The organism is Acinetobacter sp. YH12249, assembly GCF_013417475.1.
GTDB lineage: Bacteria > Pseudomonadota > Gammaproteobacteria > Pseudomonadales > Moraxellaceae > Acinetobacter.
This window is the reverse complement of sequence record NZ_VPDX01000002.1, coordinates 185,869-210,963: the sequence shown is the minus strand read 5'-3', so window position 1 is coordinate 210,963 and position 25,095 is coordinate 185,869. Positions and strand designations below refer to the sequence as shown.

Genomic DNA, 25,095 nt, shown 5'->3' with positions numbered 1-25,095 from the left:
AAGCAAATGAAATTAAAGTCAGGCTTCGGTCTGGCTTTTTTATATTTATAAAATGAAAAATAACAATATTCGTTTAGCCCAAGCTACGGACATTCAAAGCATTGTTAAGTTGATCAATACAGCTTATCGATCTACTTTAGGTTGGACGCATGAATATGGCATTGTTTCAGGCGATCGAATTAATGAGGCTCAGTTAAGTGAGCTTTTAGCACGGCCTGATGTTGAACTTTATGTCTTGGAAAATAATGATCAACTGGTGGGTTGTATTGGTTTGACACACTTCCCAGATTGTTTTGAAATCGGCAGTTTTGCTATTGACCCAGTCCGGCAAAATTCAGGTTATGGCCGAATATTGTTAGATTTCGCTGAGCAATACTCTAGAGAAAAAATACCTTTCAAAAAACTTAGAATGTCTGTTCTTAATGTTCGCATTGAATTAATCGCGTATTATGAGCGTCGTGGTTATCACCAAACCGGCAAAACAGAGAGTTATCCACTGGATGCAGATGTTGGACAGCCTTTAGTAGATTTAAATCTGGTGATTTTAGAAAAGAGTCTCGAAAAGATTGATGAAGTTATTTGAATCTATTTTTGATTCTAAGTGTGTTTAATAAGAATAATGACAGGATGTATGAATGGAAGTATGGTTAAGTGCTGAATTAAGTAGGGAAGTGTTAACAGAAGATCATCTTGATCTCGAAAATAAAGCACGTAACGCAGTAGAAAATGCCTTAAATGCTCAACTACAAAATAAGTCGTATGATATTCCGATAGATAAATGGAAGTGCATTGAAATTATGATGGGAAATGATAGTTTTGATGAACGTATTTTTTATTCATTTAAACGTAGAAATATGGATTTCCGTTTAAGGATTGATCCAACAACTTTTAAGGCAACAGATGATTTAGGCCGTGAGAGACTCATTTTTAGGATGCTCTTAAGAAGCCTGGATTTGTTAAAAGTTAAGTTTGAAAAAGTCCGTCCGAAGCTTGATGCAAAGGTTTATGAGGAGCTTGAAAGACTAAAAAATGATGCACTAAATGTTGCAAAAGATGAAAGTTGGATTTAAAGCGTATTTTAATTAAAGCCAGCGAGAGTGTTTTTTATTTATTATCCATTGAATTTTCCACTATTTTTATCCTGAAACGAGTCGGTTGTTGTATCCTTGCTCATTGACAGGCAATTGAATTGGATGCGATTGCCGCAAAACCCATATCATGAGTTGTTCAATGTTTCAGACTATCTTCACTGTACTGTTTCCGCTTATTGGCCTGATTACTTTGGGCTATGTATTAAAACAAAGGAAATGGCTGGAAGATAGTTTCTGGCGTGGGGCAGAAAAACTTAATTATTTTGTCCTGTTTCCAGTCATGCTGTTTTTAAATCTGGCCGTAGCCAAGATTGAAATGGCAGTCATTAAAGATGTGGTTCTGGTGGTCTTTAGCCTTATGGCAGTGGTCAGTATTGCTCTATATGTGCTGCGCAAGATTTATCAGATTGGCTATGCACGTTTTGGGGTCTATGTGCAGGCACTCCTGCGTTTTAATACCTATATCGGACTTGCAGCAGTGAATGCTTTATTTCATCAGCAGGGCATGACCATTTTCGCCGTAGTGATGGTGTTATGTATTCCACTGGTCAATATCTTATCTGTACTGGCATTTACCCGTAGTTCAGATATGCAGATCTTCAAAATCCTGATTGATCTGTTAAAGAACCCTTTAATTCTAGGTTCTCTTGTTGGAGGCCTATTTAATCTTTCAGGCTTATCACTCTGGGCTGGGTTTGAATTATTCTTAAAACAGATTGCCTTATGCAGTTTGCCGCTTGGCTTGATGTGTGTGGGGGCTGCCTTACAGTTCCAAGGCTTCCAGCGAGATATCTTCCCATTAGGTCTGGCGACTTTTGGACGTTTATTAGGAATGCCACTTGCTGCTTTCTTTGTCTGCCAATTATTTGATATTGATCCTTTAACCACCCAGGTACTGGTGTTGTTTTTTGCTTTACCTACTGCTTCAGCTTCCTATGTACTGACGCGTGTCTATGGCGGAGATAGCCAGTTCATGGCCAGTATTATCAGTATGCAAACGGTAGTCGCGGCTGGATCTCTCATGTTGATTCTTTCCTGGTTAATTTAATTTTAGTACCTAAAAGTCGGTCATATATTAAAGTCTAATATTAAATCAATCCTATAAATAGCCTAAGCAATTATTAACATTATTGCTTTTCTTAAATGCCTTGCATTGCAGCATGACGTAGGAAAATGAGGCAAAAAACCAAATTAAAATCTTAAAATTCGTTTGAAATAGATAGTGTTATTTCTTCTAAATTTATTGAAAGTATCGTTACCACTTAAATCACGTGAATTAACATAAATAAAAAACTGTAGTCTCCGATAAGATGGTATATAAATTGCTCAGGATAATAAAAATATTATTGCAGGAGAGAAATGCTACTGCATTCGCCGAAGGAGCAAGGTCCCAGGAAACTCTCAGGCAAAAGGACTGCAATAATATATTAAACTCTGGAGAGAAGTGTTGAATCACTCACCGAAGGGGGAAGGTTGCTGTATACAGCTATGATGCAGTCACCGAAGCTCTCAGGTACACATGACAGATGGGAAAGACATCACATATTGAGGAGAGGTGTCTATGCGTCATGTTATTGTGGTGGGGGCAGGCATTACCGGTGTAACAACAGCTTATGAGCTCACCTTACTCGGTTATCAGGTCACGGTGGTTGACCGTCATCTTTATCCCGCGATGGAAACATCCTTTGCTAATGGCGGGCAACTTTCTGCCTGTAATGCAGAAGTCTGGAATCAAAAAGCCACTGTGTTGAAAGGCATCAAATGGATGTCACAAAAAACCGCACCGCTATTGCTCAATCCTTCTTTTAGTCTGCATAAATATAGCTGGTTGATGGAATTTCTAGGTCATATTAAAAATTATGAAGCCAATACCCGGGAAACGGTAAGACTCGCGTTACTGGCCAGAAAACGCCTGTTTGAAATTGCCGAAATTGAGCAGATTGATTTTGATCTGGAAAAACGTGGAATTCTACATTTCTACCATAATAAAGCTGATTATGATGTCGCGATTAAGGTTAATGATCTCCTATGTAGTGGTGGTCTAGAACGTAATGCAATTACCAATGAGGAAATCAAGCAGATTGAACCTGCATTAACTGGAGATTATTATGCCGGGTTTTATTGCCAGAGTGATGCGACTGGAGATATTCATAAATTCAGTACTGGACTGGCAAATGCCTGTATGAAAAAAGGGGTGAACTTCGAATTTGGTCAGGATGTATTTGCGGTCGATCACCAAGCACAGCATATTACGGTTAAATGCAGACCAAGCCCTGAAAATGTGCATGCCAATACTGAAGATGTGCTCGAGATTCAGGCGGATGCCATTGTGGTATGTGCAGGCGTAAGCAGTTATCAGTTGGCAGATCTGTTGGGTGAGCGAGTGAATGTCTATCCGGTAAAAGGCTATTCAATTACCGTACAGCTGAATGATGAGCAAAGTCAGCAAAATGCTCCTTGGGTCAGTCTGCTAGATGAGAGCGCCAAGATCGTCTTGTCACGTTTAGGTAAAGACCGCTTACGTGTTGCAGGAACCGCGGAATTTAATGGTTATAATCGGGATATTCGTGTTGACCGAATTCAGCCTTTAATTGACTGGACACAACGCAATTTCGATCTGTGTACTGAACATGTGGTGCCGTGGGCAGGTCTGCGTCCCATGATGCCGAACATGATGCCAGTGGTGCGCCGTGGTAGACAGGAACGTGTCTTTTACAACACCGGTCATGGACACTTGGGCTGGACATTATCAGCGGCAACCGCAGCGATGATCAGTCAGGAAATAGCTCAGCATTACCCGGCCTAAGTAAATAGCCCGCTTACGGGCTATTTTTAAAGATCAAAAAATAATTATTTATTCATTAAGCTTCTTCTACCTGAGAAAGAAGGTTAGGATAAAGGGAATCTTTATAAAAACCTCTCCTTTAAGGAGAGGGAATTTCTAGTTTAAATTTTTAAATATATATTCAGGACATCAATAGATAAAAAAAGTCAGCTGTTTAATCATATAAACGATAAATACCACTAAAGCGCTCACAGCCTTTTTGTTCGGTACTGACCGTCAAAATTGCCTTGCTATAGTTAAAGTTATATTTGCAGTCATGCTCATTATCCGTAATCTGGCTTTTAGTTTCGGTCGTGGTATAAGCTAGAAAAGGAATGGTCTGGGTTTCTGCACGATTATTCGGATTGCGGTAAGCGATCCCTTCAATCTTGATGCGGTCTTTTGTCAGCTGATGAATTTTGAGATGAATCGGCTGTTTGGCCATTTGGCCCTGTTCAAACTTCAGATAGTGTTGAGTCAGGCTCTGATTCAAGGAAATATAAATATTGAGGTCATCCAGACGCTGGTCAAATTGCTGTTTAAAGCAGTCCAGCGTTTTACATTGCTGTAAACGTGTGCTCCATAGCTGCTGGGTATCTTGCAACAAGCGAACAGGCGCATCTGTAATCAGAAAAGCAGTAAAATATTGATCAGTCAGTTTTTCACGCGGTTCATCTAGAGAGGCTGAGCAGATCTTTTTCATGGCTGCGTTATTGTTATGATGACTGCTACAGTCCAGCGATTCAGCATGAATACAGCTAGCAAAAAGGCCTGTCCCGAGTAAAAGTCCCATTATTTTCATCATATTTATATCAGTTTTCAGTAGCATGATCGCTTATACTTTCACTGTGTTACGCTAGGTCTAACTATAGCGAAATAGAAACGTCGTGTACAAGATTTCAATCAGTTATTTCTAAAGGATATAAAAGTGATTGCACAAATTCGTATTGGTCAGGGACTGGATGTACATGCATTTGAAGAAGGTGATTTTGTCACTCTGGCAGGTATTCAGATTCCACATACGCATGGCTTGAAAGCACACTCTGATGGTGATGTGGTTTTACATGCACTTTGTGATGCTTTGCTAGGTGCCTTGGCGCTAGGCGATATTGGCCAGCATTTTCCAGATACCGATCCGCAGTTTAAAGGTGCAGACAGCAAGGTTTTATTAAAGCATGTCTATCAGCTAATTTTGGATCGTGGTTATCGCCTGAATAATGCTGACATCACTGTAGCTTGTGAACGTCCAAAGCTGGCTAAACATAACCTGGAAATGCGTCAGAGCATTGCCAATGTGCTGGATGTGGATGTGATTCAAATCAGTCTTAAAGCCACAACCACTGAAAAATTAGGATTTACTGGCCGTCAGGAAGGTATTCTGTCTATGGCAACTGTTCTGATCAGTCACTACAAATAACATCAACCGAAGTTATTGGGATGAATCAGGGATAATTCCAGTTCCTGTGTTGCTTTACGGCCTTGCAGCTGTAGGGCAACCGCATGAATTAAACCGGTCCAGGTTTCATTCGGTTCCCAGAGCTGATGCAGATATTCCTGTGCAGTCGGCATGTCCATATCCATATAGTATTGTCGATATAAATACATCAGGCAGCTGACATGATAATTCTGCGTACAATGTACCCAGACCATTTGTTCTTTGACCAGATGATCAATCAGATCCAGTACCAGCAGGCATTGGCTATCCGAAGGGGTTTCCCAGGAGATCGGCAACTGGATATAGTTCAGGCCAAGATCAAGACAAATTTTATCTTCATGTAACAGATGATGATCGCTATCTGTTAATGCCACATTGATTACGGTGGATACGCCGTATTCTTTAATCAACCTCAGTTGTTCAGTTGTCGGCTGACCAGAGCTGAACAGATGGTCATGGATGAACTGAAAATTTTCAATTTGACTTAATGCAGTTTCAATTTCATTCATCAGATAAAATTTTCCTTGTTCAGAAATGAAAACGCCATCTTGTCGATGGCGTTTGTCAGTTCGTTTAACGATTAGGTAAAACGTCCTTCAATGCCTCATGCATGTCAAGCAACACTTTTTCTGTGGTCTCCCAATCGATACAGCCATCAGTCACTGATTTTCCATATTCCAGATCACAAAGATTGGCAGGGATATCCTGACGGCCACCTTTCAGGTGACTTTCTACCATAATACCAACAATTGACTTGTTTCCATCAAGAATTTGTTCAGTAATATTTTTTAAGACAAGCGGTTGTAAGTACGGGTCTTTATTTGAGTTTGCGTGGCTGGCATCAATCATGATCTTGCCGCTGACTTTGGCTTTCGCAAGAGCTGCCTCAGCATCTGCAACTGAACCTGCATCGTAGTTAGGTTTGCCATTACCGCCACGTAGAACCACGTGTGCATATGGATTCCCTGAAGTACGAATCACCGCAACCTGACCTTGGTCATTTAGACCCAGGAAGCTGTGACCATGTTTAACAGATTGCATTGCATTGGTCGCAACAGTTAAGCCGCCGTCTGTACCATTTTTGAAGCCGACTGGTGAAGACAGGCCAGAAGACATTTCACGGTGAGTTTGGCTCTCGGTAGTACGTGCACCGATCGCTGACCATGAAATTAGATCCTGATAGTACTGTGGAGAGTTTGGATCCAGTGCTTCTGTTGCACATGGCAGGCCAAGTTCATTCAGCTCCAGTAACAGTTTACGACCGATACGCAGACCTTTCTCAATATTGAAAGAGTCATTCATATCAGGGTCATTGATCAGACCTTTCCAGCCTACAGTTGTACGCGGTTTTTCAAAATAAACACGCATTACGATATACAGGCTATCTTTTACTTTTTCGCTTAAAGCTTTTAAACGTTCAGCATATTCATGCGCAGCCGCTGGATCATGAATTGAACATGGACCAATTACTACAAAAATACGCTTATCCTTGCCATCCAGGATATTACGAATCGTTTCACGACCATGCAGTACGGTTTGATAAGCAGTTTCAGTCAAAGGTAACTCTGCTTTCAACTGAGCAGGTGTTACCAAAGGAATCATGCTTTGGATATTCACGTCATCAATATCTGATGCTGAAATAGGTTTTGACTGTAGTGTATTCATTGCCGTCACTGGTTTGATCATACAAAAGGTTGTTTAATAGCCTGAATATAACATGAATGATGTGTCACTTTGTTATAAAAAAGATGAATACTTCTTTGAAAAAAAAGTGATGAATCCATGATTTAGTTTAAACAGCAGGAGCTTTTTCTGCTGTTGTTACCAATTCAGGTTGGGCGGGTTGCACCGGTTTTGACTTGACTGGATTCACAATGAAATTCACGCCAAGACAGAACAGGGTAATCCCAAGAATTTTACGGATAATTTTCTCTGGCATACGTGAACTGATCAACGTACCAATTACAATCGCTGGAATCGAACCGCAAAGTAACCAGCCTAATAAAGTAAAGTCTACATTACCTGCACTCATATGGCCCAGACCTGCGACTAAAGTTAGAAGTACGGCATGTACTACATCCGAACCGATAATGCGGATCATGGGTAAATTCGGAAACATGAGGATCAAGGCCATAATACCGAAAGCACCGGCACCGACAGATGACAGGGTCACAAACACGCCCAGTACAATCCCCATAATCACGATCAAGACACGTTTATTGCCAGATTTAAAGTCAACTTTGTCTAAATCCTGAGTCATGTCAGGTAGTTCTTGTTTGCGGTATTTATTAAAGAACTTTTCAATAGAATTGCGGAATACAATAGATGCACCAGTAAGGGTCAGCATAAAGCCCAATACCATGGTCAGCGTTGCTTTATAATGTGTCGATTGACTGAGATAATTCTCTAGTACCCAGTGGGTCACAAATGAGGCAGGGATACTGCCGATCGCCAGCCAGATCACAATAGGCCAGACAATATTCATTTTCTTGGCATGAACCAGTGAACCACAGAATTTAGAAATTGCGGCATAAAGAAGGTCTGTACCAATCGCGATATGCGGTTCAACCCGAAGCAGTGTAATCAGGATTGGGGTCATCAACGAACCGCCACCGACACCGGTAATCCCAACACAGAAACCAACCAATACACCTGCTAAAATAAATTCAATCGGACCAAACATGCATATATGCCAAAATCAAAAAACGAGCATATCTTATGACTTTTAAATATAAGTCGTTGTCTTGATTATTGATTTGCTTATTCTAAAAAGAGATAAAGACCGTAAAATTTAAAGTAATTCATCCCGATTTATATTTTAATTTGAATCATCTAGCATACCTTTCTATTGCTAAGTATGAAAATTGATAAAGCTTCTGCAAAATGCCTTTTTATTTATTTGTTTAAAGATCAGCCGCTTTAAATTTATTTTAATTTTTAAGCTGGGCTAAGGCGCGCGCATTGTCCAGATTCCAGTAGTTTAATTATTTGAGGTAGCCAAGATTTGTGAGTTCAACACTTAGGCATGCTCAAATCATGCTTTATGATAGAATCTGAACGGAATTAATTTGTCTCATTTGAGGGAATACACTTGCAAAATCGGAAGCTTAAAATCGGAATCGTGGTGGGAGAGGTATCGGGAGATACGCTTGGTGCGAAGCTCATCCGTAGTTTTCGAGAGCAGGGTATTGATGCAGAATTTGAAGGGATTGGCGGGCCGCAAATGCTGGCTGAAGGCTTCAAGAGCTACTATCCAATGGATATTCTCTCGGTCATGGGCATTGTTGAAGTCCTGATAGATATTAAAAAACTGTTCGCGGTTCGTGATGGTCTGGTCGAGACCTGGACGAAAGATCCCGTCGATGTTTTCATTGGAATTGATGCGCCTGATTTTAATTTGCGACTTTCCAAGACCCTGAAGCAAAAACAGTTACCGATTAAGACCGTGCAATATGTCAGTCCTTCGGTCTGGGCATGGCGTCAGGGACGTGTGCATGGCATCAAGGCCAGCATTAATCTGGTACTGTGCCTGTTTCCATTTGAAAAAGCATTTTTCAAAAAATGGGATGTTCCGGCAGCTTTTGTCGGTCATCCATTGGCAAGTCAGTTACCCCTAGACAATAATCTGGCTGAAGCGCAGGCAGAACTGGGCTTAGATCCTGCACAAAAATATATTGCACTGCTGCCAGGTAGCCGCCGTGGTGAAATTGAACGCTTAGGACCATTGGTACTGGATGCAGCCAAAATTCTGCATCAGAAATATCCGGATTATACGTTTCTGATTCCCGCCATTAATGAGATGCGTAAACAGCAGATTGAAAACTTGCTGGCACAATATCCGGACAGTTTAAAAGCACATATCCGCCTGATGGAAAATACCAGTAGTGAATCAAAAATTGGCCGTCAGGTGATGAATGCATCTAATATCATTGCGTTAGCTTCAGGCACTGCGACACTGGAAGCCATGTTATTGCATCGTCCGATGGTGACCTTTTATAAATTGCACTGGCTGACTTATCAGATTGCCAAATTGCTGGTCAAAATTCCTTATTTCTCGTTGCCAAATATCATTGCTGGTAAAAAAGTCATTCAAGAATTAATCCAGTCAGAAGCAACGCCTGAAAACCTGGCTGCTGAAATTGAAAAATTGATGGATATTGAAGCAGCTCAAATTCAGGTGATGCAGCATCTCACCATGCACAAGCAGCTGCTTTCCGGCAACAGTGAAGATCCTGTCAAAGCGGTACTAGCCTTAGTCCAATAAAGGCGTCTTGCTTTTTTGACAGGCAATACGGTATCGGGTCGGGGTTTGTTCAAACTGTTTTTTAAAGCTTTGACTAAACGCCGTTTCCGAAGAATAGCCCACCAGATAGGCGATCTGCTGAATGCTAAATCCGCTATTTCTGAGATATTGTGCTGCCAGGCGAAGTCGATGCTGTTGCAGATAAGCCAATGGTGGCTCACCAACAATCTGGGCAAACAGCTGGGCAAATTTGGAACGCGACATATGGCATTGTTCAGCCAGGCTTTCTACGGTCCAAGGCTGTTCGGGTTTGCCATGAATTGCTGCCAAGGCATTAGATAGTTCAGGATGCGAAAGAGCATTCAGCCAGCTCGAAGCATTTTCCAGATTCAAAATATAATTTCGCACGCATTCAATCAGTAAAATACTGACCAGATGATCCAGAATCTTGTCCCGTCCCGGACGAAGTTGCTGGGTTTCCAATGCCAGAAATTGCAAACCAACCTGTAACCACTCTGGTGCTGTATCTCCCAGAATATGCTGAATGTGCAGAAATTTAGGTAAAGCACTCAGTAGCGGTTTCGCCATCTGGATATCCAGATTGGAACGAATCGCCAGGATAAAACTGCGTTCTGCTGAATGGGTGATATTGAGATCCACACATTGCTGTGCATGAGTCTGAAAATAAGAGTTGATCGAATGATGTTCAGAAAAATCCGCATTACCGGGACTAGAAATCCGATGGGCAGAACCAGCAGGCAATAACACCAGATCGCCTTGTTGCAGCTCAAGCAGATCGCCATCTTTGAATATTAATTGCGCTTGACCCTGTAATAATACATAAGCCAGCATGGACGGTTCATACTGATAATCAAACCCGCCTGGATGAAACACATTGAGGTAGAGATATTCGGATTTTTCCAGATGAATATCATCAAAAATTTTACTTAAAGCATCCATGCCTGACTCTATTCTTTTGTTTTAATTCATTTAATTAAATTTAAATAGCCCAGTCCTGTGATTTAAGGCCAAGATTTGGCCTAATGCGCCAAAGACGCTGACATAGTTTTTCTGGACGTTCAATACTGTTCGCTAATGCTGAAATATTCAACTATATGTGCAGAGTAACATAAAAAAGGAGGGTCGCAATGAATGCCCCTGCACAAATTAGCAAAGCTCAGTTCACGCAGGATGCGTCAGCGCTGAAAGGTGTCCAACTGGATAAAAAACGTTTTGGCTGGCTGCTCAGTCCCGGTTTGCCTGTGATCGGTATGGGAATTCTGGCTGGCTATCATTTTGGTCCCAAAGCCACTAAAAAAGTCTTTGCGATGGGTGGGCCTTTATTATTACATGTGATTATCCCAACATTAGATGCTTTAATTGGTGATGATGCCAATAATCCAAATGATGAGCAGATTCAGGCATTGGTCAAAGATCCTTATTATGACCGGATCGTGAAGATGTTTATCCCATTGCAAATGGCTGCCAATGCTTTTGCAGGCTATGTCGTATCCCGTCCTAATGTTTCTCTGGTCGATCAGGTTCTACTTGGCATATCTATGGGGGCGATTAATGGAATCGGCGTGAATACTGCGCACGAGCTAAGCCACCGTCCTCAGAAAAAAGATCACTACTGGTCACATGCCAGCCTGATGCCGCTGGCTTATAACCATTTCCGGATTGAGCATCCTTATGGACATCATAAACGGGTGGCGACGCCAGAAGACCCGGCATCTTCGAAAATGGGTGAATCCTTCTACCGTTTCTGGCCACGTACTGTATTGGGTGGCTTGAAATCAGCAATTGAGATAGAAAAAAGACGTTTGGAACGTAAAGGCTTAAAATTCTTTAGTCAGGAAAATGAGCTGTTTCATGGCTGGGCGATGAGTGCGGGCTATCATGCCTTGATGCTGAAAATGTATGGCAAGAAAATTATTCCTTATACGCTGACCCAGGCCCTCTATGGCATCAGCCTGTTTGAAATCGTGAATTATATCGAACACTATGGATTAAAACGCGGGCAAAAAGCAGATGGTACCTATGAGCGAACCTTGCCCGAACATAGCTGGAACAATAACAACATTGTGACCAACCTGTTCCTGTACCAGTTACAACGCCATTCGGATCATCATGCCTATCCAAGCCGACCATTTCAGGCATTGCGACATTTTAATGAAGCACCAGAATTACCAAGTGGTTATGCCACCATGCTGATACCGGCACTGATTCCACCATTGTGGTACAAGATGATGGATCAACGTGTGTATCAACATTATCAAGGCGATTTAACTAAAGCAAATATTCTGCCTTCGAAGCGTGCCAAGCTGCTTAAGAGATTTGGTCTAAAAGACGCTGCAGCTTGATGATGTAAACAAATAAAAATGCGCCATTCGAGGCGCATTTTTTATTGAGTTTTATTTAGAACCAATCACTCTGCATCTTCAAACAGGTGTCATCGAAGTTCATCAGTAATTTGGCCTGATGTTCAATTTCAGGCAGTTCCCAATGAATAAAATATTGAGCTGCCTGAATTTTACCGGCCAGAAAGGCTTGATCTTCCTGTTGAGAAGATGTGCCAAATTTAAGTTGAGCCTGATTGGCCATTTCCAGCCACAACCACGCGATAATAGTTTTGCCCATCATATCCAGATATAGCCCAGAATTGGCCAAAGCTTCACTAACTTTGTCTTGATGCAGAGCCTGACCTAAAACCTGTGTGGTTTTTTGCACAGTGACAAGATGCTGTTTATAGACATCTGCCAGTTCTGTTAACTTGCCATCCTGAATTTCAGACAAGGTTTTCTGGATGCGTTGCATGAGCAGGGTCAGGCCTTTGCCATTGTGCTGCCAGAGTTTACGGCCTAATAGATCCAGAGACTGAATCCCATAAGTGCCTTCATGAATCGGATTAAGACGGTTATCCCGATAGCATTGCTCAACCGGATATTCACGCGTATAGCCCGCACCACCCAAGACCTGAATCGCTAGATCATTGGCTTTAGGACCATAGGCGGAAGGGAAGGACTTGACCACTGGTATAATGAGATCGAGTAAAATGGCACTCTCTTCATCTTGTGCAGCCTGATGTTCATCAATTAAACGAGCTGCAAATAAGCACAGCGCCAAAGCACCTTCAACATAAGATTTTTGTGCCAGTAGCATACGTTTGACATCCGTATGCTCAATGATATTCACAGGTTTAGCGTCAGGTGTTTTTTCATGAACCGGACGGCCTTGAGGACGGTTTTTAGCATAGTCCAGAGACTCCAGATAACCACGATAACCGATCATGGCTGCACCGAGGCCAACACCAACGCGCGCTTCATTCATCATCTTGAACATGTATTTTAAGCCATGCCCCGCTTCACCAATTAAATAGCCTAAGCAATTATCGTTTTCCCCAAAGCTTAGAACTGTGGAAGTGGTACCACGATAGCCCATTTTGTGTAGCAGGCCAGCTAACTGTACATCATTGGATTCACCTACAGTTCCATCTGTATTGGTTTTGAATTTCGGCACGATGAATAGGGAAATGCCTTTTACGCCTTGTGGAGCATCCTGGATACGAGCCAGAACCAGATGCACAATATTTTCAGTAATGTCCTGATCACCGCCAGAAATAAACATTTTCTGGCCTTTAATTTTGTAGCTTCCATCTGACTGAGGAATCGCTTTAGTGGTCAGATCACCCAAAGAGGAACCCACGTTCGGTTCGGTCATCGCCATAGTTCCGGCAAAGCGGCCACTAAGCATATGCGGCAAGAACATTTGTTTTTGTTCTGGAGAGGCAAAGGCTTGAATCAGATTTGCTGCAGCGGCTGTCAGAAAAGAGTAGGCAACAGTCGAAGGATTCGCTGACATGAAATAGGCATTGCAGGCCATATTCACCAAAGTCGGCAATTGCATGCCGCCGTCTGCGTAATCATGCTGGGCGCAGAGTAGACCAGCATCAGCAAATTGTTGCCATGCTATTTTTACTTCATCAATGGTCTTCACCTGTTTGCCATCAAAGCTCGGTTCATGATGATCAGCCTTGGTATTATGCGGCGCAAAATAATCGGTCGCGATGCCTTTTGCCGTTTCTAGGATGCTATCAAAAGTATTTTTGTCATGGTCCTGATAGCGTTCCAGTTCAGTTAAGGCTTCGAGTTTGAAAACATCATAAAGCAGAAAATTGAGGTCTTTATCATTAATCAGCTGAGTCACGGTATAGTCCTGAATGTGCAATCCTTGAGATAGCATCAAGACTAACAGTTGCATTTATCAAGGAGGATTGTCAATAATGACATGAAACGGGTGAAAAGCGACAAATAGAACAATATGCAACAGGTAGTGATTTTAGGCTTTGATGGTGCTTTGGCTTCAGCAATTACAGGTGTCGTCGACTTATTCGCCATGGCTGGCGTCAGCTGGAATCGGATTCAGCAGCAAAATGTGCAACGCCTGTTTAAAGTCAGGATCGCCAGTCCAGATGGACAACCAATTCGTTGTATTAACGGCCTGGAATTACCAGCTCATTGTTCATATCAAGAAATTCAAACAGCAAATATTCTGGTAGTGCCGACCATCGCCGCACCTATACAAGAGGTACTGGATGAAAATCCAGACCTGATTCAGTTTTTAACTTCTGCTCATGCACAATCCACCTTAATCGCTGGAAACTGCACCGGGAATTTCTTTCTGGCAGAAGCTGGTATTTTAGATGGTCGTGTGGCGACAACGCATTGGGGCTTTCAGGACATGTTTCGTGCACGTTATTCTCAGGTCAAACTCAATGCCGATCTGATGATTAGCCGGGATCAGAATATTTACTGTGCAGGTGGAGGCTTGGCCTGGTTTGACTTAGGCTTGCATCTGATTGAACGTTTCTATGGTTTTGAAGTTGCCATGCAATCTGCCAAATCCTTTGTAATTGATTATCGACGTGATAGCCAATTGTCTTATTCATTAATGAAGATTGGTCAACCTCATCATGATGAACTGGTGCAAAAAGTTCAGGACTGGTTAGAGCAGCATTTTCATGAAGAATTTACTTTAAATGCGCTGGCAGAACGTTTTAATGTCACCACTCGTACTTTAATCCGGCATTTTAAGCAGGCGCTAAATATTGCACCGAATCAGTATCTGCAAGCCATTCGTATTGAAGCGGCACGCAAACGGCTTGAGGAAACCGATCAGGCCATAGATCTGATTATGCAAAATGTCGGCTATCAGGATCCAAGTTCATTTCGGCGTTTATTTTATAAGAAAACAGGGTTAACACCTTTAGAATATCGCCGTCGTTTTAGTCGACGTTTCTAGATTTTGACAAAAAGAGAGATTCGAAAAGCTCTCTTGGCATACATATTAGCTAAAGATATCTTTACGTAAATAATGCGTATAAATGGTTGAAGCGATGCTTTGCAAGAAGCCGGTGAACATAATCCAGTAAATAAAAACTTCACGTTCTAACCATTTTAGTCCGAAGCCTTCAAATCCGATGATGATCAAAAAGGCTGAACTAATCCCCAAAAATAAAATGTTATAGGATAATGACTTCTGCTTTAATAAAATCATTGTTCCTCTTTCGTCTTTGGCTTCCTGTGAGCATTCAAAGCGTATTTTATATATTTCACAGCAAATCACAGCCACCACAATACTTAAGATACTAGCCATCAATACCCAATATAGTGTCATGTTACTTCCTCGGCATAACTAAACAGTTCCTCAATCGTCGTTTCAAGTGCATTTGCTAACTTGAATGCCAGAATCAAGGAAGGGTTGTACTTCTCTTTTTCTAATGCGGCAATCGTTTGGCGGCTGACTGCCACTGCATCAGCAAGCTGTTGTTGTGTCCAACGTTTTTTAGCACGGAACACGATGATGTCATTCTTTAACATGTCTTTACTCCAACATCATTCAAAATGTAATATATATTTAACATTATGTAAACTATATATTTTATAATGATAAAAATAAGTGTCATTTAAAAGATTGAGATATAAAAAATGGGCTAAATGCCCGTTTAAAAATTTTTGAATCAGCTGGTTTAAGCTTTGACTGAGGTCGATTTAACCTTGCGGCCATGCAGCAGGTAATACCAGATCAGACAACTAAAGGTAAGCACTGCGGAAAACAAATAAAGCTGACGATAACCCACCTGATCCAGCAGCATACCGAGGAAATAAGGGCCGAAACCAAGACCTGCATCCAGTGCAATAAAGAAGGTTGAGGTGGCGAGACCCATCCGTTGCAAGGTGGTACTTTTCACAGCAATGGTTTGACACACGGACTGGATATTCCCGAAACCAAAACCTAATAACGCGGCACTCGCCAGTAACATCACAGAGTTTTGTGTCTGACTCAGCATCAGAATACCTACTGCCATAATCACGATTGCGGGGTAGATAATGATGTTTTCACCTTTACGGTCCATTAATGGGCCAGTAAAAGGACGCGACAGCAGAATAGCAAAGGCATACATCAGGAAGAAGAATGAGGCTGCTTCGACCAGATTGATGTCCTTGGCATAGAAGTGAATAAAGGATAGTACGCCTGAATAACAGGTAGCCACCAGCAGGACAATCACTGCAATCGGCAAGGCATTGGGCTCTACATATTGAGCGAGTTTACTGGCAGATTGTGGAACAGAGGAAATTGATGTACCACTCGCTTTAAGGCGCGGCGGCTGGATTAACAGACCGCAGATCAGGCAGCTGAGCGCAACGATAGTGGTGAAGATAAAAATCACCTGATAATTAAAATTCGTCATCAGCCAAATCCCGACAAAAGGACCAATCGCCGTACCAAGCGTACTGCTCATACTGAAATAACCGATACCTTCACCACGTCGTGTTGCCGGAATGGTTTGCGCAATTACTGTGCCGAGTACGGTAGAGGCCATACCCATCATAAAGCCGTGGATCAGACGAATACCCAATAACACTTCTAGTTTGGCCGGAATCATATAAAGTCCGGAAAATAACAAAAAGCCAGTCAGGCCAATCACCAGGGTATTTTTCAGTCCTAGACGATTCAGCAATTTCCCAATAAATAAGCGTCCAATTAGTGTTCCGACAATAAACAGACCGGATACCAGACCGGCTTGTGCAGTCGATGCTCCCAGTTCAGCGACCGAGAAACCGACAATCACAATCACCAGCAGGTAAAACACCAGAACGAGCTGGAAATTAACCAGACTGACCAGGACGAAATTAGGGGTCCATAAGCGGGCTTGATCTTGGCTCATTGTGGTGTTTCCTGAGATGAAGGATGTAATTGCTGAATCAGCTGTACCAAAGTGTTTTTACTGCTTTGCAGATCATCTGCATCAATCTGTTGCAGTAAGTGATCTTCAAAAGCATCAATCTGTTTGGAACACAGGTTAAAGGTTTTAACCCCTTGCTCGCTGAGTTTAAATAATTTTTGACGTTTATCTTCGGTTTCGATCTGGCAGATTAAGTCGAGTTCACTTAAATGCTGGATACGTTTGGTAATGCTTGGTTTTGAAACATTTAAATAGCTTGAAATATCAACCAGCGTGCATTGCTGTTGGGATTGAATGGTATAGAGCACTTGCCATAAGGAATAATTAAGTTGGGAGGATAATAAAATCGTATTGATTTCATCACTCATGAGTCGTGCGCAACGCAGCAACAGTGAACGAAATCTGGAAGAGGATTGAAACATATAGTTAACCTGGCTAACTAAATTGTGCCTAATTTACGCCTCTTTATTCAATTAGACAAGAGGGAAATTTTGAAAATTTTTGCATGGTTAACGTCTTTTTGACTAAGTTATTACAAGTCTTTAACCTGATTAAAAAACAATCAACAAAAGACTACATACTTTTAAGAATGATTCAGCCTAAGCTACCTAAGCACTAGAAAAATCCATCACTTAATAACTGAAGGGCAGATATGCCAAATAACACTGCATAGGTGAAGTTTATGACTCTGGGTTTAACTGCATTAGAGTTAGCACGAATACAGTTCGCCTTTACTGTATCTTTTCATATTATCTTTCCTGCAATTTCAATCGGATTAGCAAGTTTTTTGGCTATTCTGGAATGGCGCTGGTTAAAGACTAAAAATCCGATTTTTCAGGATCTGTTCAAGTTTTGGGTCAAAATTTTCGCCGTCGCATTTGGTATGGGCGTCGTATCCGGTGTGGTAATGAGCTATCAGTTCGGAACCAACTGGAGTGAGTTTTCCCGGGTCGCTGGAAGTGTGACCGGACCCTTGCTGGCTTATGAAGTTTTAACTGCGTTCTTTTTAGAAGCCGGATTCCTGGGCATCATGCTCTTTGGCTGGGATCGGGTTGGCCCACGAGCGCACTTTTTCTCCACTTTAATGGTCGCAATCGGCACCTGTATTTCCATGTTCTGGATTTTATCTTCCAATAGCTGGATGCAGACCCCACAAGGTTTTGCGATTGAAAATGGCCTGATCGTCCCGCAGGACTGGGTAGCGATCGTATTTAACCCGTCTTTTCCTTATCGTCTGGCCCATATGGCAATGGCCGCCTTTCTGGTTTCGGCCTTACTTGTAGCCTCAACAGCGGCATGGCATCTGATCAAGGGCCGTCGAGATCCTTTAGTCAAAACTTCATTTTCCATGGCCATGTGGCTGATTCTGGCACTTGCACCTTTACAGATTTTTGTGGGGGATATGCATGGTCTGAATACGCTTGAACATCAGCCAGCCAAACTGGCCGCGATGGAAGGCCATTGGGAAACCAATCATGATGAAGGAATGCCTTTATACCTGTTTGGGATTCCAGACATGCAAGCTGAAGAAACCAAATATGCAATTGGTATTCCTAAATTGGGTAGCCTGATTCTGACGCACTCTATGGATGGAAAAGTCACGGGGCTTAAAGATTTTGCGCCTGAAGATCGACCCAATTCACTGGTCGTGTTCTGGAGTTTCCGGATTATGGTCGGGCTGGGTATGTTGATGCTCCTGCTTGCATTATGGGGGTTATGGTCACGTACCCGAGGACGTTTTTATGAGTCACGTGGTCTGCATCGTTTTGCACTCATCATGGGGCCATCCGGATTTCTTGCCATGCTGGCAGGATGGTTTACCACAGAAGTCGGCCGTCAGCCTTGGGTCGTTTACGGCATTATGCGGACCAAGGATGCATTATCGCCAGTGTCTGCTGAACAGGTTGGTTTGACCCTGATTATCTTTGTGGTGGTGTACTGCGTTGTTTTTGGCATAGGAATTTTCTACATGTTGCGCCTAATGCATAGAGGTCCAGAATTTATTCATTCCAGACCACACCATGAATCGGATAGCGATGTGGTTCAGGCTTCTCGTCGACCATTGAGCAGTATTCGCGAACGTATTGAAGAGGTTCCTGAACATCCGGATCAGGAGGATAAAAAATGATTGATTTATCATTAATTTGGATTGCGATTATTGGACTGGGTGTACTGGTCTATACCATTCTGGATGGTTTCGATCTGGGCATTGGCATTCTATTTCCATTCTTCCCGCATCAGGATGAACGCGATGTCATGATGAATACGGTCGCTCCGGTCTGGGATGGTAATGAAACCTGGATGGTTCTAGGGGGCGCTGGATTATTTGCTGCCTTTCCATTGGCTTATTCGACGGTACTCTCAGCGCTATATATGCCCATTATCCTGATGGTGATCGCCTTGATTTTTCGTGGTGTTGCTTTTGAGTTCCGTTTTAAGGCGAATAAAAGCAAACACTGGTGGGATAAAGCCTTTATTGGGGGATCGATCGTCACCAGTTTCTTACAGGGAATGATTCTGGGTGCATATATTCAGGGAATTGAAACGCGAAATGGTGTCTATGTGGGTGGTGGTTTGGACTGGCTTAGCCCCTTCAGTATCTTTACAGGAATCAGTGTCGTGGTGCTATATGCAGCATTAGGCTGTGGCTGGCTCATTTATAAAACCGGTGATGATTTACAGGATCGCATGTTTAAACTGATGCCGAAGCTGATTATAGCCTTACTGATTATTTTAGGTGCTGTCAGCGTTTATACGCCGTTGACCCATCCGCAAATTGCGGAGCGTTGGTTCAGCCAGCCACAATTTACCTACTTTATGCCCGTACCGATCTTGGTCATATTGTTTACCTGGCTGGCCTTACGCGCCTGTAAAAGACGCAGTGAACTAGGTCCATTTTCCTATATGCTGGTGCTGGTATTCCTGGCATATACCGGTTTTCTGATTAGTCTGTGGCCATATATTATTCCGCCATCAGTCACGATCTGGCAGGCAGCGGCACATGAAAATAGTCAGTTATTTGCCTTGATTGGTGCCTTGATTCTGATTCCGATTATCGTGATTTATACCTGTATGTCCTATTGGGTATTCCGACACAAGGTACGTGTTGGAGATGATGGTTATCATTAAGGAGCAGTTATGACACGCAAACAGATAGTATGGTTTGTCGGCTTATGGCTTGCAGGTTTTTTGACACTAGCACTTATTGCAGGGGCATTCCGCTTTCTGGTGCATTTGGCCTATTAGGTATATTAAATGAACAAAGAAAAGGGATTTGTTAGTACAAATCCCTTTTTATAGGCTAAATTTTTGATTTTTAAAATATCAAGATGAGGCTTTGATCTGTTTACGATAAACACTTGGACGGACAGGGCGGCTATTTTTCCATAATCCTTTTTTCTGCTTTTTGGCTTTATTCTGTAGTTCCATCATATAGCGTAAATGGTTTTTATCCCGGATATATTCCTCATAAACCCATGCCGCACCACGTTTCACAATCTCTTCATTGATATTCTTGCGATAACGATAGACCACACCGACACAGCGACCATAACGGTCAATATCCGTAATTTGTACCCGAATCATTTTATTTTTAACCATACTTTGAACCAGGCGTAGTGATTCCTTACCATAGGCCTGTGAAGATTCAGGTGCATCGACATAGGCAAAACGTAATTTGGTCTCAGAGCGACGGATATTAAAACGGTAGCAGGTGAGGGTGTCACCATCACTGACCGCACTTACCCGGCACCAATATTTCTTACCTTTCTTAAAGGGGCGAAATAGGTCCTTTAAATACACCGTAATTTTATGCAGCAGATAATAGGAAAAACACAGAAGTACGAAGCCCAGCACAATTTGCCAGGTAGTGGAGAGATGTAACAAGGGTAAGATCCAAATCAGCAAAAACAGCCGCATAAACACAGCTAAAAGTTGAGCCATTTTAGATCAAAGCGACTCCGCATAGGGCTTAAAAAGCCATCAATCGGTGTTTTGTTTTGTACCGATAAAATAGCCTAAGCAGTATAAAACCAAGCCAACCTTAATCCTAAAACCTGATAGTAAAAATAGCCTAAGCAATTTTAAATCATCTCATAAATAGCCTAAGCAAAAATTTTATAAATTTCATTTCTCAAAAATTGATGTCTTTTATTCTCCTGCAAATCTTTATGCCAATACATCCCCATATTAATTTTCGGCAGTTGTACAGGAACGTCAAAAATATTCAGACAGTTTGCTAACTGTAGATGAGTCAAAACATTTTTAGGAATTGTCAGCATGGCAGTCTTTTGCTGTTCCAGAATTTGCAGGGCTGTGGAATAGTGCTGACAACGTAAAAAAATCTGTCGGGAATAATGTTTTCGACTTAAATATATATCTTCAACTAAAACTCCCGTACGGCGTGAGGAAACGCCAATATGAGGTGAGGCCAGATAAATCTGTTCATTCATTTCTGTTCGTTGTGTACAGACCACGAATTCATCCTGTACCAGTCGTTCAAACTGAATTTTTTCACTAATACTTTGCTCCAGATCAATAACAAAATCGACCTGTTGAGAGGCGAGATCTGCAGCAATATTTTTACGGTCGAGTTTCATGCTACTCAACTGAAGATCCAAGTTAATTTTTTGAAAATGTTGAACCAGTTTTGGAAATATCATGGGTTCAATTTCATCATGTACAGCAATTTTTAAGCTATGAATCGATTCCGGTCTGAATTGCTGATGCTGCATCGAAATATTCTGAATCGCAAAAAGTGCATTTTTAATTTCAGGATAGATCTGATCCGCAAACGGCGTAGGTTGCATCTTGCTACCAGTTCGCACAAATAAATCATCTTGTAAATGCTGTCTTAAACGTTGTAAAGCATGACTGGCCGCTGACTGGCTTATCGATAGAATTTGCGCAGCTTTAGAAATACTGTTTTGTTCGTAAATGGCAATAAAAAGTGGATAAAGATTAATATCAATACGATGAAAATTTCGTAGATCCATCACGGTTTTTGAATGAATACTATGCATACTACTATATGGAATTAAATCATTTTATTCATAATAAGTTTTGGGTTAAGGTGTTGTAAAGCGTATGAATTAGAATATTCAGAGGGATAAAGCAATGTTTGAGCTGTCAGCACGTGCACAGGATTATTTAAATAGAACAAAAAAGTTTATTACTGATGAAATTGAACCTGTCGAGGCTGATTTCTGGCATCAGGTGCATGAACTGAATCAAGGCGGTGACTGGACCAAATGGCAATGGCCGGCAGAACTTGAAACATTGAAAGATAAAGCCAAAGCGGCAGGTCTCTGGAATATGTTTTTGCCTTGTCCAGAATTAGGTCAGGGATTATCCGTTCAGGAATATGCGCATATCGCTGAACTTTCTGGACGAAGCTTAATTGCACCTACCGTCTTTAACTGTAATGCGCCAGATAGTGGCAATATGGAAGTATTGTGGCGCTATGGTTCTGAAGAACAAAAACAGCAATGGTTGATGCCACTTCTGGAAGGGAAAATCCGTTCAGTGTTCTGTATGACTGAACCTGCAGTGGCTTCAAGTGATGCTACTAATATGCAGGCGACGGCGGTGGTTGAAGGTGATGAGATTGTCTTGAATGGCCGTAAATGGTGGTCTTCAGGCCTTGGTGATCCAAATGCCAAAATCATTATCTTTATGGCACATACACCGGATGAGACCAAAGACCGTCATCATCAGCATTCCATGGTTTTAGTTCCAGTCGATACTGCAGGCGTAAAAATCGAACGGATGCTTCCAGTCTTTGGTGACTATGATGCGCCACATGGCCACGGCGAAGTCAGCTTTGATAATGTTCGTGTTCCAGTTTCGAATTTTATTGGCGGTGCAGGTCAAGGCTTTGAAATTGCCCAAGGCCGTTTAGGGCCAGGCCGTATTCACCATTGTATGCGTTGCATCGGTGCTGCTGAAAAATCATTAGAGTTGATGATTGACCGTGGTATGAGCCGTACCGCATTTGGTAAAGAGATTTTAAAACTGGGCGGTAACCTGGAACGTGTGGCTGAAGCTCGTGTTGCCATTGATCAGGCTCGATTATTAACCTTGTATGCTGCCTATAAAATGGATACTTTAGGGAATATGGCAGCACTGACTGAAATTTCTGCAATTAAAGTCGTTGCGCCAAGTGTGCTGGAAAAAGTCGTGGATATGGCGATTCAGATCCACGGTGGTGCGGGTGTTTCTCGTGATACACCGCTGACCGGATTCTTTGCCCAAGCCCGTGCCTTACGTCTGGCCGATGGCCCGGATGAAGTGCATAAAGGCATGATTGCCAAACTGGAACTGGCAAAACGCGGTTATAGCACACGTCGTAAAAAATAAGCTGGCTTTATATAGAACATTGCAACGTATTAGAAGATTTTAAGGAAAAATTATGGCGGTCATTGATGTAGGTGGATCAGTTCGTGAAGGTGAGGAACTGGATGTACAGGCCATCACAGATTGGTTAAATCAACAAGGAGTAAATGTAGAAGGTCCTTTAGAGCTTACTCAATATTCAGGTGGAGCTTCAAACTGGACTTATCGTTTGCAGTATGCCAATGCCGATTTAATTTTACGTCGTCCGCCTCAAGGGACTAAAGCCAAATCTGCGCATGACATGGCACGTGAATATCATGTACAAAAAGCCTTGGCTGGCCATTATCCAGTCGTACCTGAAATGGTGGCACTTTGTCAGGACGAATCAGTCATTGGCTGTGACTTCTATGTAATGAAACGCATTGAAGGTATTATTCCGCGTGCCAAACTGCCATCTGAACTGCAACTGACTGAATCAGATATCCATACTTTATGTATTAATGTGATTGATAAACTGATCGAACTGCATCAGGTTCCTTACACTGGTACAGAACTGGAAAAGTTAGGCAAAGGTGAAGGCTATTGCCGTCGTCAGGTAGAAGGCTGGGATGCACGTTACGAAAAAGCCAAAACATTAAATGTTCCATCTTTTAAATACGTGCGTAACTGGCTGAAAGATAATATTCCATCTGATTCTAAAACTTGTGTCATTCACAATGACTGGCGTTTTGATAATGTCATTCTGGATCCAGAAAATCCAACTGAAGTTATTGGGGTGCTGGACTGGGAAATGGCCACCCTGGGTGATCCGCTGATGGACTTGGGTTCTGCCTTGGCTTATTGGGTAGAAGATACGGACAATGCCATTTTTAAAGCAACACGTCGCCAGCCGACCAATTTAAAAGGTATGTTTACCCGTAAAGAAGTGGTGGATTACTATTTGGAGAAAACCGGTCTGCAACCGGAAAACTGGACATTCTATGAAGTGTTTGGGATTTTCCGTCTCTCGGTAATTGCTCAGCAGATCTATTATCGTTATTACCACAAACAAACCAACAATCCAGCCTTTAAGGATTTTTGGGTAGTCATTCATGCCTTGCATATTCGTGCCTTAAAACTGATTGGTCTACAAAAGCTTGAAGCCAATGACATTGCACAAAAATATATCCTGAAATTTAAAGAGTTAATGCCAAAATGACCACCATTTACTTGATCCGGCATGGACAGGCATCTTTCGGGGCAGCCAGTTATGATCAGCTTTCGCCAAATGGGGAACTACAGGCAAAATTGCTCGGTCGTTATTTTGATGAAATTCTGAAAGAAGCACCGTATGTAGTGGCTGGTTCTATGCAACGTCATCAACAGACGGCACAGTTATCTTTAGATGAATGTTTTCCTGAAAGCGAGATTTTGACCGATAGTGCCTGGAATGAGTTTAATCATCAGCAGGTCTTTGCCCGTTATGAACCGCGTTTTAATCAGCCTGAACTGCTTAAGCAGGATGTCTCAGAACATGCCAATCCGCGAGATTATCTGAGCAAGATCTTTAGTGGAGCGATTGCTCGCTGGACCTGTGATGATTATCACCATGAATATGATGAATCCTGGCCAAATTTTAAAAGCCGCGTAGAAACCGGTTTGCAGAACTTATGTGATCAGCTTGCGCAAACTAAACCGCGCTATGCAATCGTGTATACCTCAGGTGGCGTCATCTCTGTAGCGGTAGGCAAAATCCTGGGTCTGAGTCCGGAGAAAACTTTCGCTTTAAACTGGGCAATTACCAATACCAGCATTACTACATTACGTCTGGTCGGAAATGAACCCCAGCTACTCAGCTTGAATGAACATCATTTTATTAAAGCACAGCGTCCAGACCTGCTAACCTGGATTTAAAAATTATTGAAGATAAAACACCTTAGAAAA

25 protein-coding genes and 1 riboswitch are annotated in these 25,095 nt (G+C 42.1%); of the genes, 13 read left to right on the top strand and 12 right to left on the bottom strand.

From position 1 onward, the window contains the following. Positions 1-52 precede the first annotated feature (52 nt). The 4 genes from FTV25_RS02225 to FTV25_RS02210 all read left to right on the top strand — a co-directional run bounded on the left by FTV25_RS02225 (position 53) and on the right by FTV25_RS02210 (position 3,897). The gene (locus FTV25_RS02225) at positions 53-583 is read left to right on the top strand and encodes a GNAT family N-acetyltransferase (protein WP_180002072.1); all 531 of its coding nucleotides are present in this window, start codon (positions 53-55) and stop codon (positions 581-583) included. 52 nt (positions 584-635) lie between these two features. After that, positions 636-1,070, top strand: coding sequence for an Imm44 family immunity protein (locus FTV25_RS02220; RefSeq protein WP_180002071.1), 435 nt, complete (start codon positions 636-638; stop codon positions 1,068-1,070). Between the two features lie 160 nt (positions 1,071-1,230). Further along, positions 1,231-2,139 (top strand): AEC family transporter, encoded by a 909-nt coding sequence (locus tag FTV25_RS02215; protein ID WP_159122882.1) that lies wholly within the window; start codon positions 1,231-1,233, stop codon positions 2,137-2,139. A gap of 291 nt (positions 2,140-2,430) precedes the next feature. Then, a riboswitch (glycine riboswitch) is annotated at positions 2,431-2,518 on the top strand. A gap of 134 nt (positions 2,519-2,652) precedes the next feature. Next, the gene (locus FTV25_RS02210) at positions 2,653-3,897 is read left to right on the top strand and encodes a D-amino acid dehydrogenase (protein ID WP_180002070.1); all 1,245 of its coding nucleotides are present in this window, start codon (positions 2,653-2,655) and stop codon (positions 3,895-3,897) included. Between the two features lie 193 nt (positions 3,898-4,090). Here the strand turns inward: FTV25_RS02210 and FTV25_RS02205 are convergent, their stop codons facing one another. Further along, positions 4,091-4,744, bottom strand: coding sequence for a hypothetical protein (locus FTV25_RS02205; RefSeq protein WP_180002069.1), 654 nt, complete (start codon positions 4,742-4,744; stop codon positions 4,091-4,093). A gap of 99 nt (positions 4,745-4,843) precedes the next feature. Between FTV25_RS02205 and ispF the strand changes: the two genes are divergently transcribed. Beyond that, positions 4,844-5,332 (top strand): 2-C-methyl-D-erythritol 2,4-cyclodiphosphate synthase, encoded by a 489-nt coding sequence (gene ispF, locus FTV25_RS02200; RefSeq protein WP_180002068.1) that lies wholly within the window; start codon positions 4,844-4,846, stop codon positions 5,330-5,332. A gap of 2 nt (positions 5,333-5,334) precedes the next feature. Here ispF and FTV25_RS02195 read toward each other — a convergent pair whose 3' ends face one another. From FTV25_RS02195 to FTV25_RS02185, 3 genes are all read right to left on the bottom strand, one after another. Then, entirely contained in the window at positions 5,335-5,859 is a 525-nt protein-coding gene (locus FTV25_RS02195) for a protein tyrosine phosphatase family protein (RefSeq protein ID WP_125278644.1), read from the bottom strand. Between the two features lie 64 nt (positions 5,860-5,923). Next, entirely contained in the window at positions 5,924-7,015 is a 1,092-nt protein-coding gene (locus FTV25_RS02190) for a 3-deoxy-7-phosphoheptulonate synthase (protein WP_125278643.1), read from the bottom strand. Between the two features lie 127 nt (positions 7,016-7,142). Continuing rightward, entirely contained in the window at positions 7,143-8,033 is an 891-nt protein-coding gene (locus FTV25_RS02185; protein WP_180002067.1) for a sulfite exporter TauE/SafE family protein, read from the bottom strand. A 408-nt stretch (positions 8,034-8,441) separates the two neighbouring features. On the opposite strand from FTV25_RS02185, the gene lpxB reads away from it, so the two are divergent. Then, the gene (gene lpxB, locus FTV25_RS02180) at positions 8,442-9,614 is read left to right on the top strand and encodes a lipid-A-disaccharide synthase (RefSeq protein WP_180002066.1); all 1,173 of its coding nucleotides are present in this window, start codon (positions 8,442-8,444) and stop codon (positions 9,612-9,614) included. Here lpxB and FTV25_RS02175 read toward each other — a convergent pair. Beyond that, positions 9,603-10,553 (bottom strand): AraC family transcriptional regulator, encoded by a 951-nt coding sequence (locus tag FTV25_RS02175; RefSeq protein WP_180002065.1) that lies wholly within the window; start codon positions 10,551-10,553, stop codon positions 9,603-9,605. The two genes, lpxB and FTV25_RS02175, sit on opposite strands and share 12 nt — an antisense overlap. Before the next feature lie 188 nt (positions 10,554-10,741). Here FTV25_RS02175 and FTV25_RS02170 point away from each other — a divergent pair, with 188 nt between their 5' ends. Beyond that, entirely contained in the window at positions 10,742-11,956 is a 1,215-nt protein-coding gene (locus FTV25_RS02170; protein ID WP_180002064.1) for an alkane 1-monooxygenase, read from the top strand. 55 nt (positions 11,957-12,011) lie between these two features. Here FTV25_RS02170 and FTV25_RS02165 read toward each other — a convergent pair whose 3' ends face one another. Beyond that, a complete protein-coding gene (locus FTV25_RS02165; RefSeq protein ID WP_180002079.1) occupies positions 12,012-13,835 on the bottom strand; it encodes an acyl-CoA dehydrogenase in 1,824 nt (607 codons plus the stop codon). 78 nt (positions 13,836-13,913) lie between these two features. On the opposite strand from FTV25_RS02165, the gene FTV25_RS02160 reads away from it, so the two are divergent. Then, entirely contained in the window at positions 13,914-14,894 is a 981-nt protein-coding gene (locus FTV25_RS02160) for a GlxA family transcriptional regulator (RefSeq protein WP_180002063.1), read from the top strand. Positions 14,895-14,939: 45 nt separating this feature from the next. Here the strand turns inward: FTV25_RS02160 and FTV25_RS02155 are convergent, their stop codons facing one another. The 4 genes from FTV25_RS02155 to FTV25_RS02140 all read right to left on the bottom strand — a co-directional run bounded on the left by FTV25_RS02155 (position 14,940) and on the right by FTV25_RS02140 (position 17,261). Next, positions 14,940-15,269 carry a hypothetical protein gene (locus FTV25_RS02155; protein ID WP_125278636.1) on the bottom strand — a complete coding sequence of 110 codons (330 nt, stop codon included), beginning with the start codon at positions 15,267-15,269 and terminating at the stop codon, positions 14,940-14,942. After that, positions 15,266-15,472 carry a helix-turn-helix transcriptional regulator gene (locus FTV25_RS02150; protein WP_034702754.1) on the bottom strand — a complete coding sequence of 69 codons (207 nt, stop codon included), beginning with the start codon at positions 15,470-15,472 and terminating at the stop codon, positions 15,266-15,268. Before FTV25_RS02150 ends, FTV25_RS02155 begins: the two co-directional genes overlap by 4 nt. Before the next feature lie 149 nt (positions 15,473-15,621). Continuing rightward, positions 15,622-16,821, bottom strand: coding sequence for an MFS transporter (locus FTV25_RS02145; RefSeq protein WP_180002062.1), 1,200 nt, complete (start codon positions 16,819-16,821; stop codon positions 15,622-15,624). After that, the gene (locus tag FTV25_RS02140) at positions 16,818-17,261 is read right to left on the bottom strand and encodes a MarR family winged helix-turn-helix transcriptional regulator (RefSeq protein ID WP_180002061.1); all 444 of its coding nucleotides are present in this window, start codon (positions 17,259-17,261) and stop codon (positions 16,818-16,820) included. The genes FTV25_RS02145 and FTV25_RS02140 overlap by 4 nt, the downstream gene beginning before the upstream one ends. Before the next feature lie 260 nt (positions 17,262-17,521). Between FTV25_RS02140 and FTV25_RS02135 the strand changes: the two genes are divergently transcribed. Both FTV25_RS02135 and cydB read left to right on the top strand, forming a co-directional pair. Then, positions 17,522-18,967 (top strand): cytochrome ubiquinol oxidase subunit I, encoded by a 1,446-nt coding sequence (locus tag FTV25_RS02135; RefSeq protein ID WP_180002060.1) that lies wholly within the window; start codon positions 17,522-17,524, stop codon positions 18,965-18,967. Then, the gene (gene cydB, locus FTV25_RS02130; protein ID WP_125278633.1) at positions 18,964-19,968 is read left to right on the top strand and encodes a cytochrome d ubiquinol oxidase subunit II; all 1,005 of its coding nucleotides are present in this window, start codon (positions 18,964-18,966) and stop codon (positions 19,966-19,968) included. Before FTV25_RS02135 ends, cydB begins: the two co-directional genes overlap by 4 nt. A gap of 195 nt (positions 19,969-20,163) precedes the next feature. Here cydB and FTV25_RS02125 read toward each other — a convergent pair whose 3' ends face one another. Next, entirely contained in the window at positions 20,164-20,781 is a 618-nt protein-coding gene (locus FTV25_RS02125) for a thermonuclease family protein (RefSeq protein WP_004785537.1), read from the bottom strand. Positions 20,782-20,942: 161 nt separating this feature from the next. Beyond that, positions 20,943-21,860, bottom strand: a complete 918-nt coding sequence (locus FTV25_RS02120) for a LysR family transcriptional regulator (RefSeq protein ID WP_180002059.1) — start codon at positions 21,858-21,860, stop codon at positions 20,943-20,945. Between the two features lie 94 nt (positions 21,861-21,954). On the opposite strand from FTV25_RS02120, the gene FTV25_RS02115 reads away from it, so the two are divergent. Genes FTV25_RS02115 through FTV25_RS02105 form a run of 3 tightly spaced genes read left to right on the top strand, consistent with a single transcriptional unit; the run spans position 21,955 to position 25,065 of the window. Next, on the top strand, positions 21,955-23,196 hold the full coding sequence (locus tag FTV25_RS02115; RefSeq protein WP_180002058.1) for an acyl-CoA dehydrogenase family protein: 1,242 nt from the start codon (positions 21,955-21,957) through the stop codon (positions 23,194-23,196). Between the two features lie 52 nt (positions 23,197-23,248). Next, positions 23,249-24,370: a phosphotransferase family protein gene (locus FTV25_RS02110; protein ID WP_180002057.1), complete on the top strand. Its 1,122-nt coding sequence runs from the start codon at positions 23,249-23,251 to the stop codon at positions 24,368-24,370. Continuing rightward, complete coding sequence (locus FTV25_RS02105) at positions 24,367-25,065, top strand: histidine phosphatase family protein (protein WP_034702771.1); 699 nt, start codon at positions 24,367-24,369, stop codon at positions 25,063-25,065. Before FTV25_RS02110 ends, FTV25_RS02105 begins: the two co-directional genes overlap by 4 nt. The last annotated feature ends 30 nt before the right edge of the window (positions 25,066-25,095 follow it).

Excerpts from the sequence above, each read along its gene's own strand:
- FTV25_RS02170 (WP_180002064.1), top strand. The coding sequence starts at position 10,742 with ATGAATGCCCCTGCACAAATTAGCAAAGCTCAGTTCACGCAGGATGCG.
- FTV25_RS02155 (WP_125278636.1), bottom strand. The coding sequence starts at position 15,269 with ATGACACTATATTGGGTATTGATGGCTAGTATCTTAAGTATTGTGGTG.
- FTV25_RS02135 (WP_180002060.1), top strand. The coding sequence starts at position 17,522 with ATGACTCTGGGTTTAACTGCATTAGAGTTAGCACGAATACAGTTCGCC.
- FTV25_RS02125 (WP_004785537.1), bottom strand. The coding sequence starts at position 20,781 with ATGGCTCAACTTTTAGCTGTGTTTATGCGGCTGTTTTTGCTGATTTGG.
- FTV25_RS02150 (WP_034702754.1), bottom strand. The coding sequence starts at position 15,472 with ATGTTAAAGAATGACATCATCGTGTTCCGTGCTAAAAAACGTTGGACA.
- FTV25_RS02215 (WP_159122882.1), top strand. The coding sequence starts at position 1,231 with ATGTTTCAGACTATCTTCACTGTACTGTTTCCGCTTATTGGCCTGATT.
- FTV25_RS02195 (WP_125278644.1), bottom strand. The coding sequence starts at position 5,859 with ATGAATGAAATTGAAACTGCATTAAGTCAAATTGAAAATTTTCAGTTC.
- FTV25_RS02140 (WP_180002061.1), bottom strand. The coding sequence starts at position 17,261 with ATGTTTCAATCCTCTTCCAGATTTCGTTCACTGTTGCTGCGTTGCGCA.
- FTV25_RS02205 (WP_180002069.1), bottom strand. The coding sequence starts at position 4,744 with ATGCTACTGAAAACTGATATAAATATGATGAAAATAATGGGACTTTTA.
- FTV25_RS02165 (WP_180002079.1), bottom strand. The coding sequence starts at position 13,835 with ATGCTATCTCAAGGATTGCACATTCAGGACTATACCGTGACTCAGCTG.
- FTV25_RS02185 (WP_180002067.1), bottom strand. The coding sequence starts at position 8,033 with ATGTTTGGTCCGATTGAATTTATTTTAGCAGGTGTATTGGTTGGTTTC.
- FTV25_RS02190 (WP_125278643.1), bottom strand. The coding sequence starts at position 7,015 with ATGAATACACTACAGTCAAAACCTATTTCAGCATCAGATATTGATGAC.
- cydB (WP_125278633.1), top strand. The coding sequence starts at position 18,964 with ATGATTGATTTATCATTAATTTGGATTGCGATTATTGGACTGGGTGTA.
- FTV25_RS02160 (WP_180002063.1), top strand. The coding sequence starts at position 13,914 with ATGCAACAGGTAGTGATTTTAGGCTTTGATGGTGCTTTGGCTTCAGCA.
- FTV25_RS02115 (WP_180002058.1), top strand. The coding sequence starts at position 21,955 with ATGTTTGAGCTGTCAGCACGTGCACAGGATTATTTAAATAGAACAAAA.
- FTV25_RS02120 (WP_180002059.1), bottom strand. The coding sequence starts at position 21,860 with ATGCATAGTATTCATTCAAAAACCGTGATGGATCTACGAAATTTTCAT.
- FTV25_RS02175 (WP_180002065.1), bottom strand. The coding sequence starts at position 10,553 with ATGGATGCTTTAAGTAAAATTTTTGATGATATTCATCTGGAAAAATCC.
- FTV25_RS02225 (WP_180002072.1), top strand. The coding sequence starts at position 53 with ATGAAAAATAACAATATTCGTTTAGCCCAAGCTACGGACATTCAAAGC.
- FTV25_RS02145 (WP_180002062.1), bottom strand. The coding sequence starts at position 16,821 with ATGAGCCAAGATCAAGCCCGCTTATGGACCCCTAATTTCGTCCTGGTC.
- FTV25_RS02105 (WP_034702771.1), top strand. The coding sequence starts at position 24,367 with ATGACCACCATTTACTTGATCCGGCATGGACAGGCATCTTTCGGGGCA.
- FTV25_RS02210 (WP_180002070.1), top strand. The coding sequence starts at position 2,653 with ATGCGTCATGTTATTGTGGTGGGGGCAGGCATTACCGGTGTAACAACA.
- FTV25_RS02220 (WP_180002071.1), top strand. The coding sequence starts at position 636 with ATGGAAGTATGGTTAAGTGCTGAATTAAGTAGGGAAGTGTTAACAGAA.
- FTV25_RS02110 (WP_180002057.1), top strand. The coding sequence starts at position 23,249 with ATGGCGGTCATTGATGTAGGTGGATCAGTTCGTGAAGGTGAGGAACTG.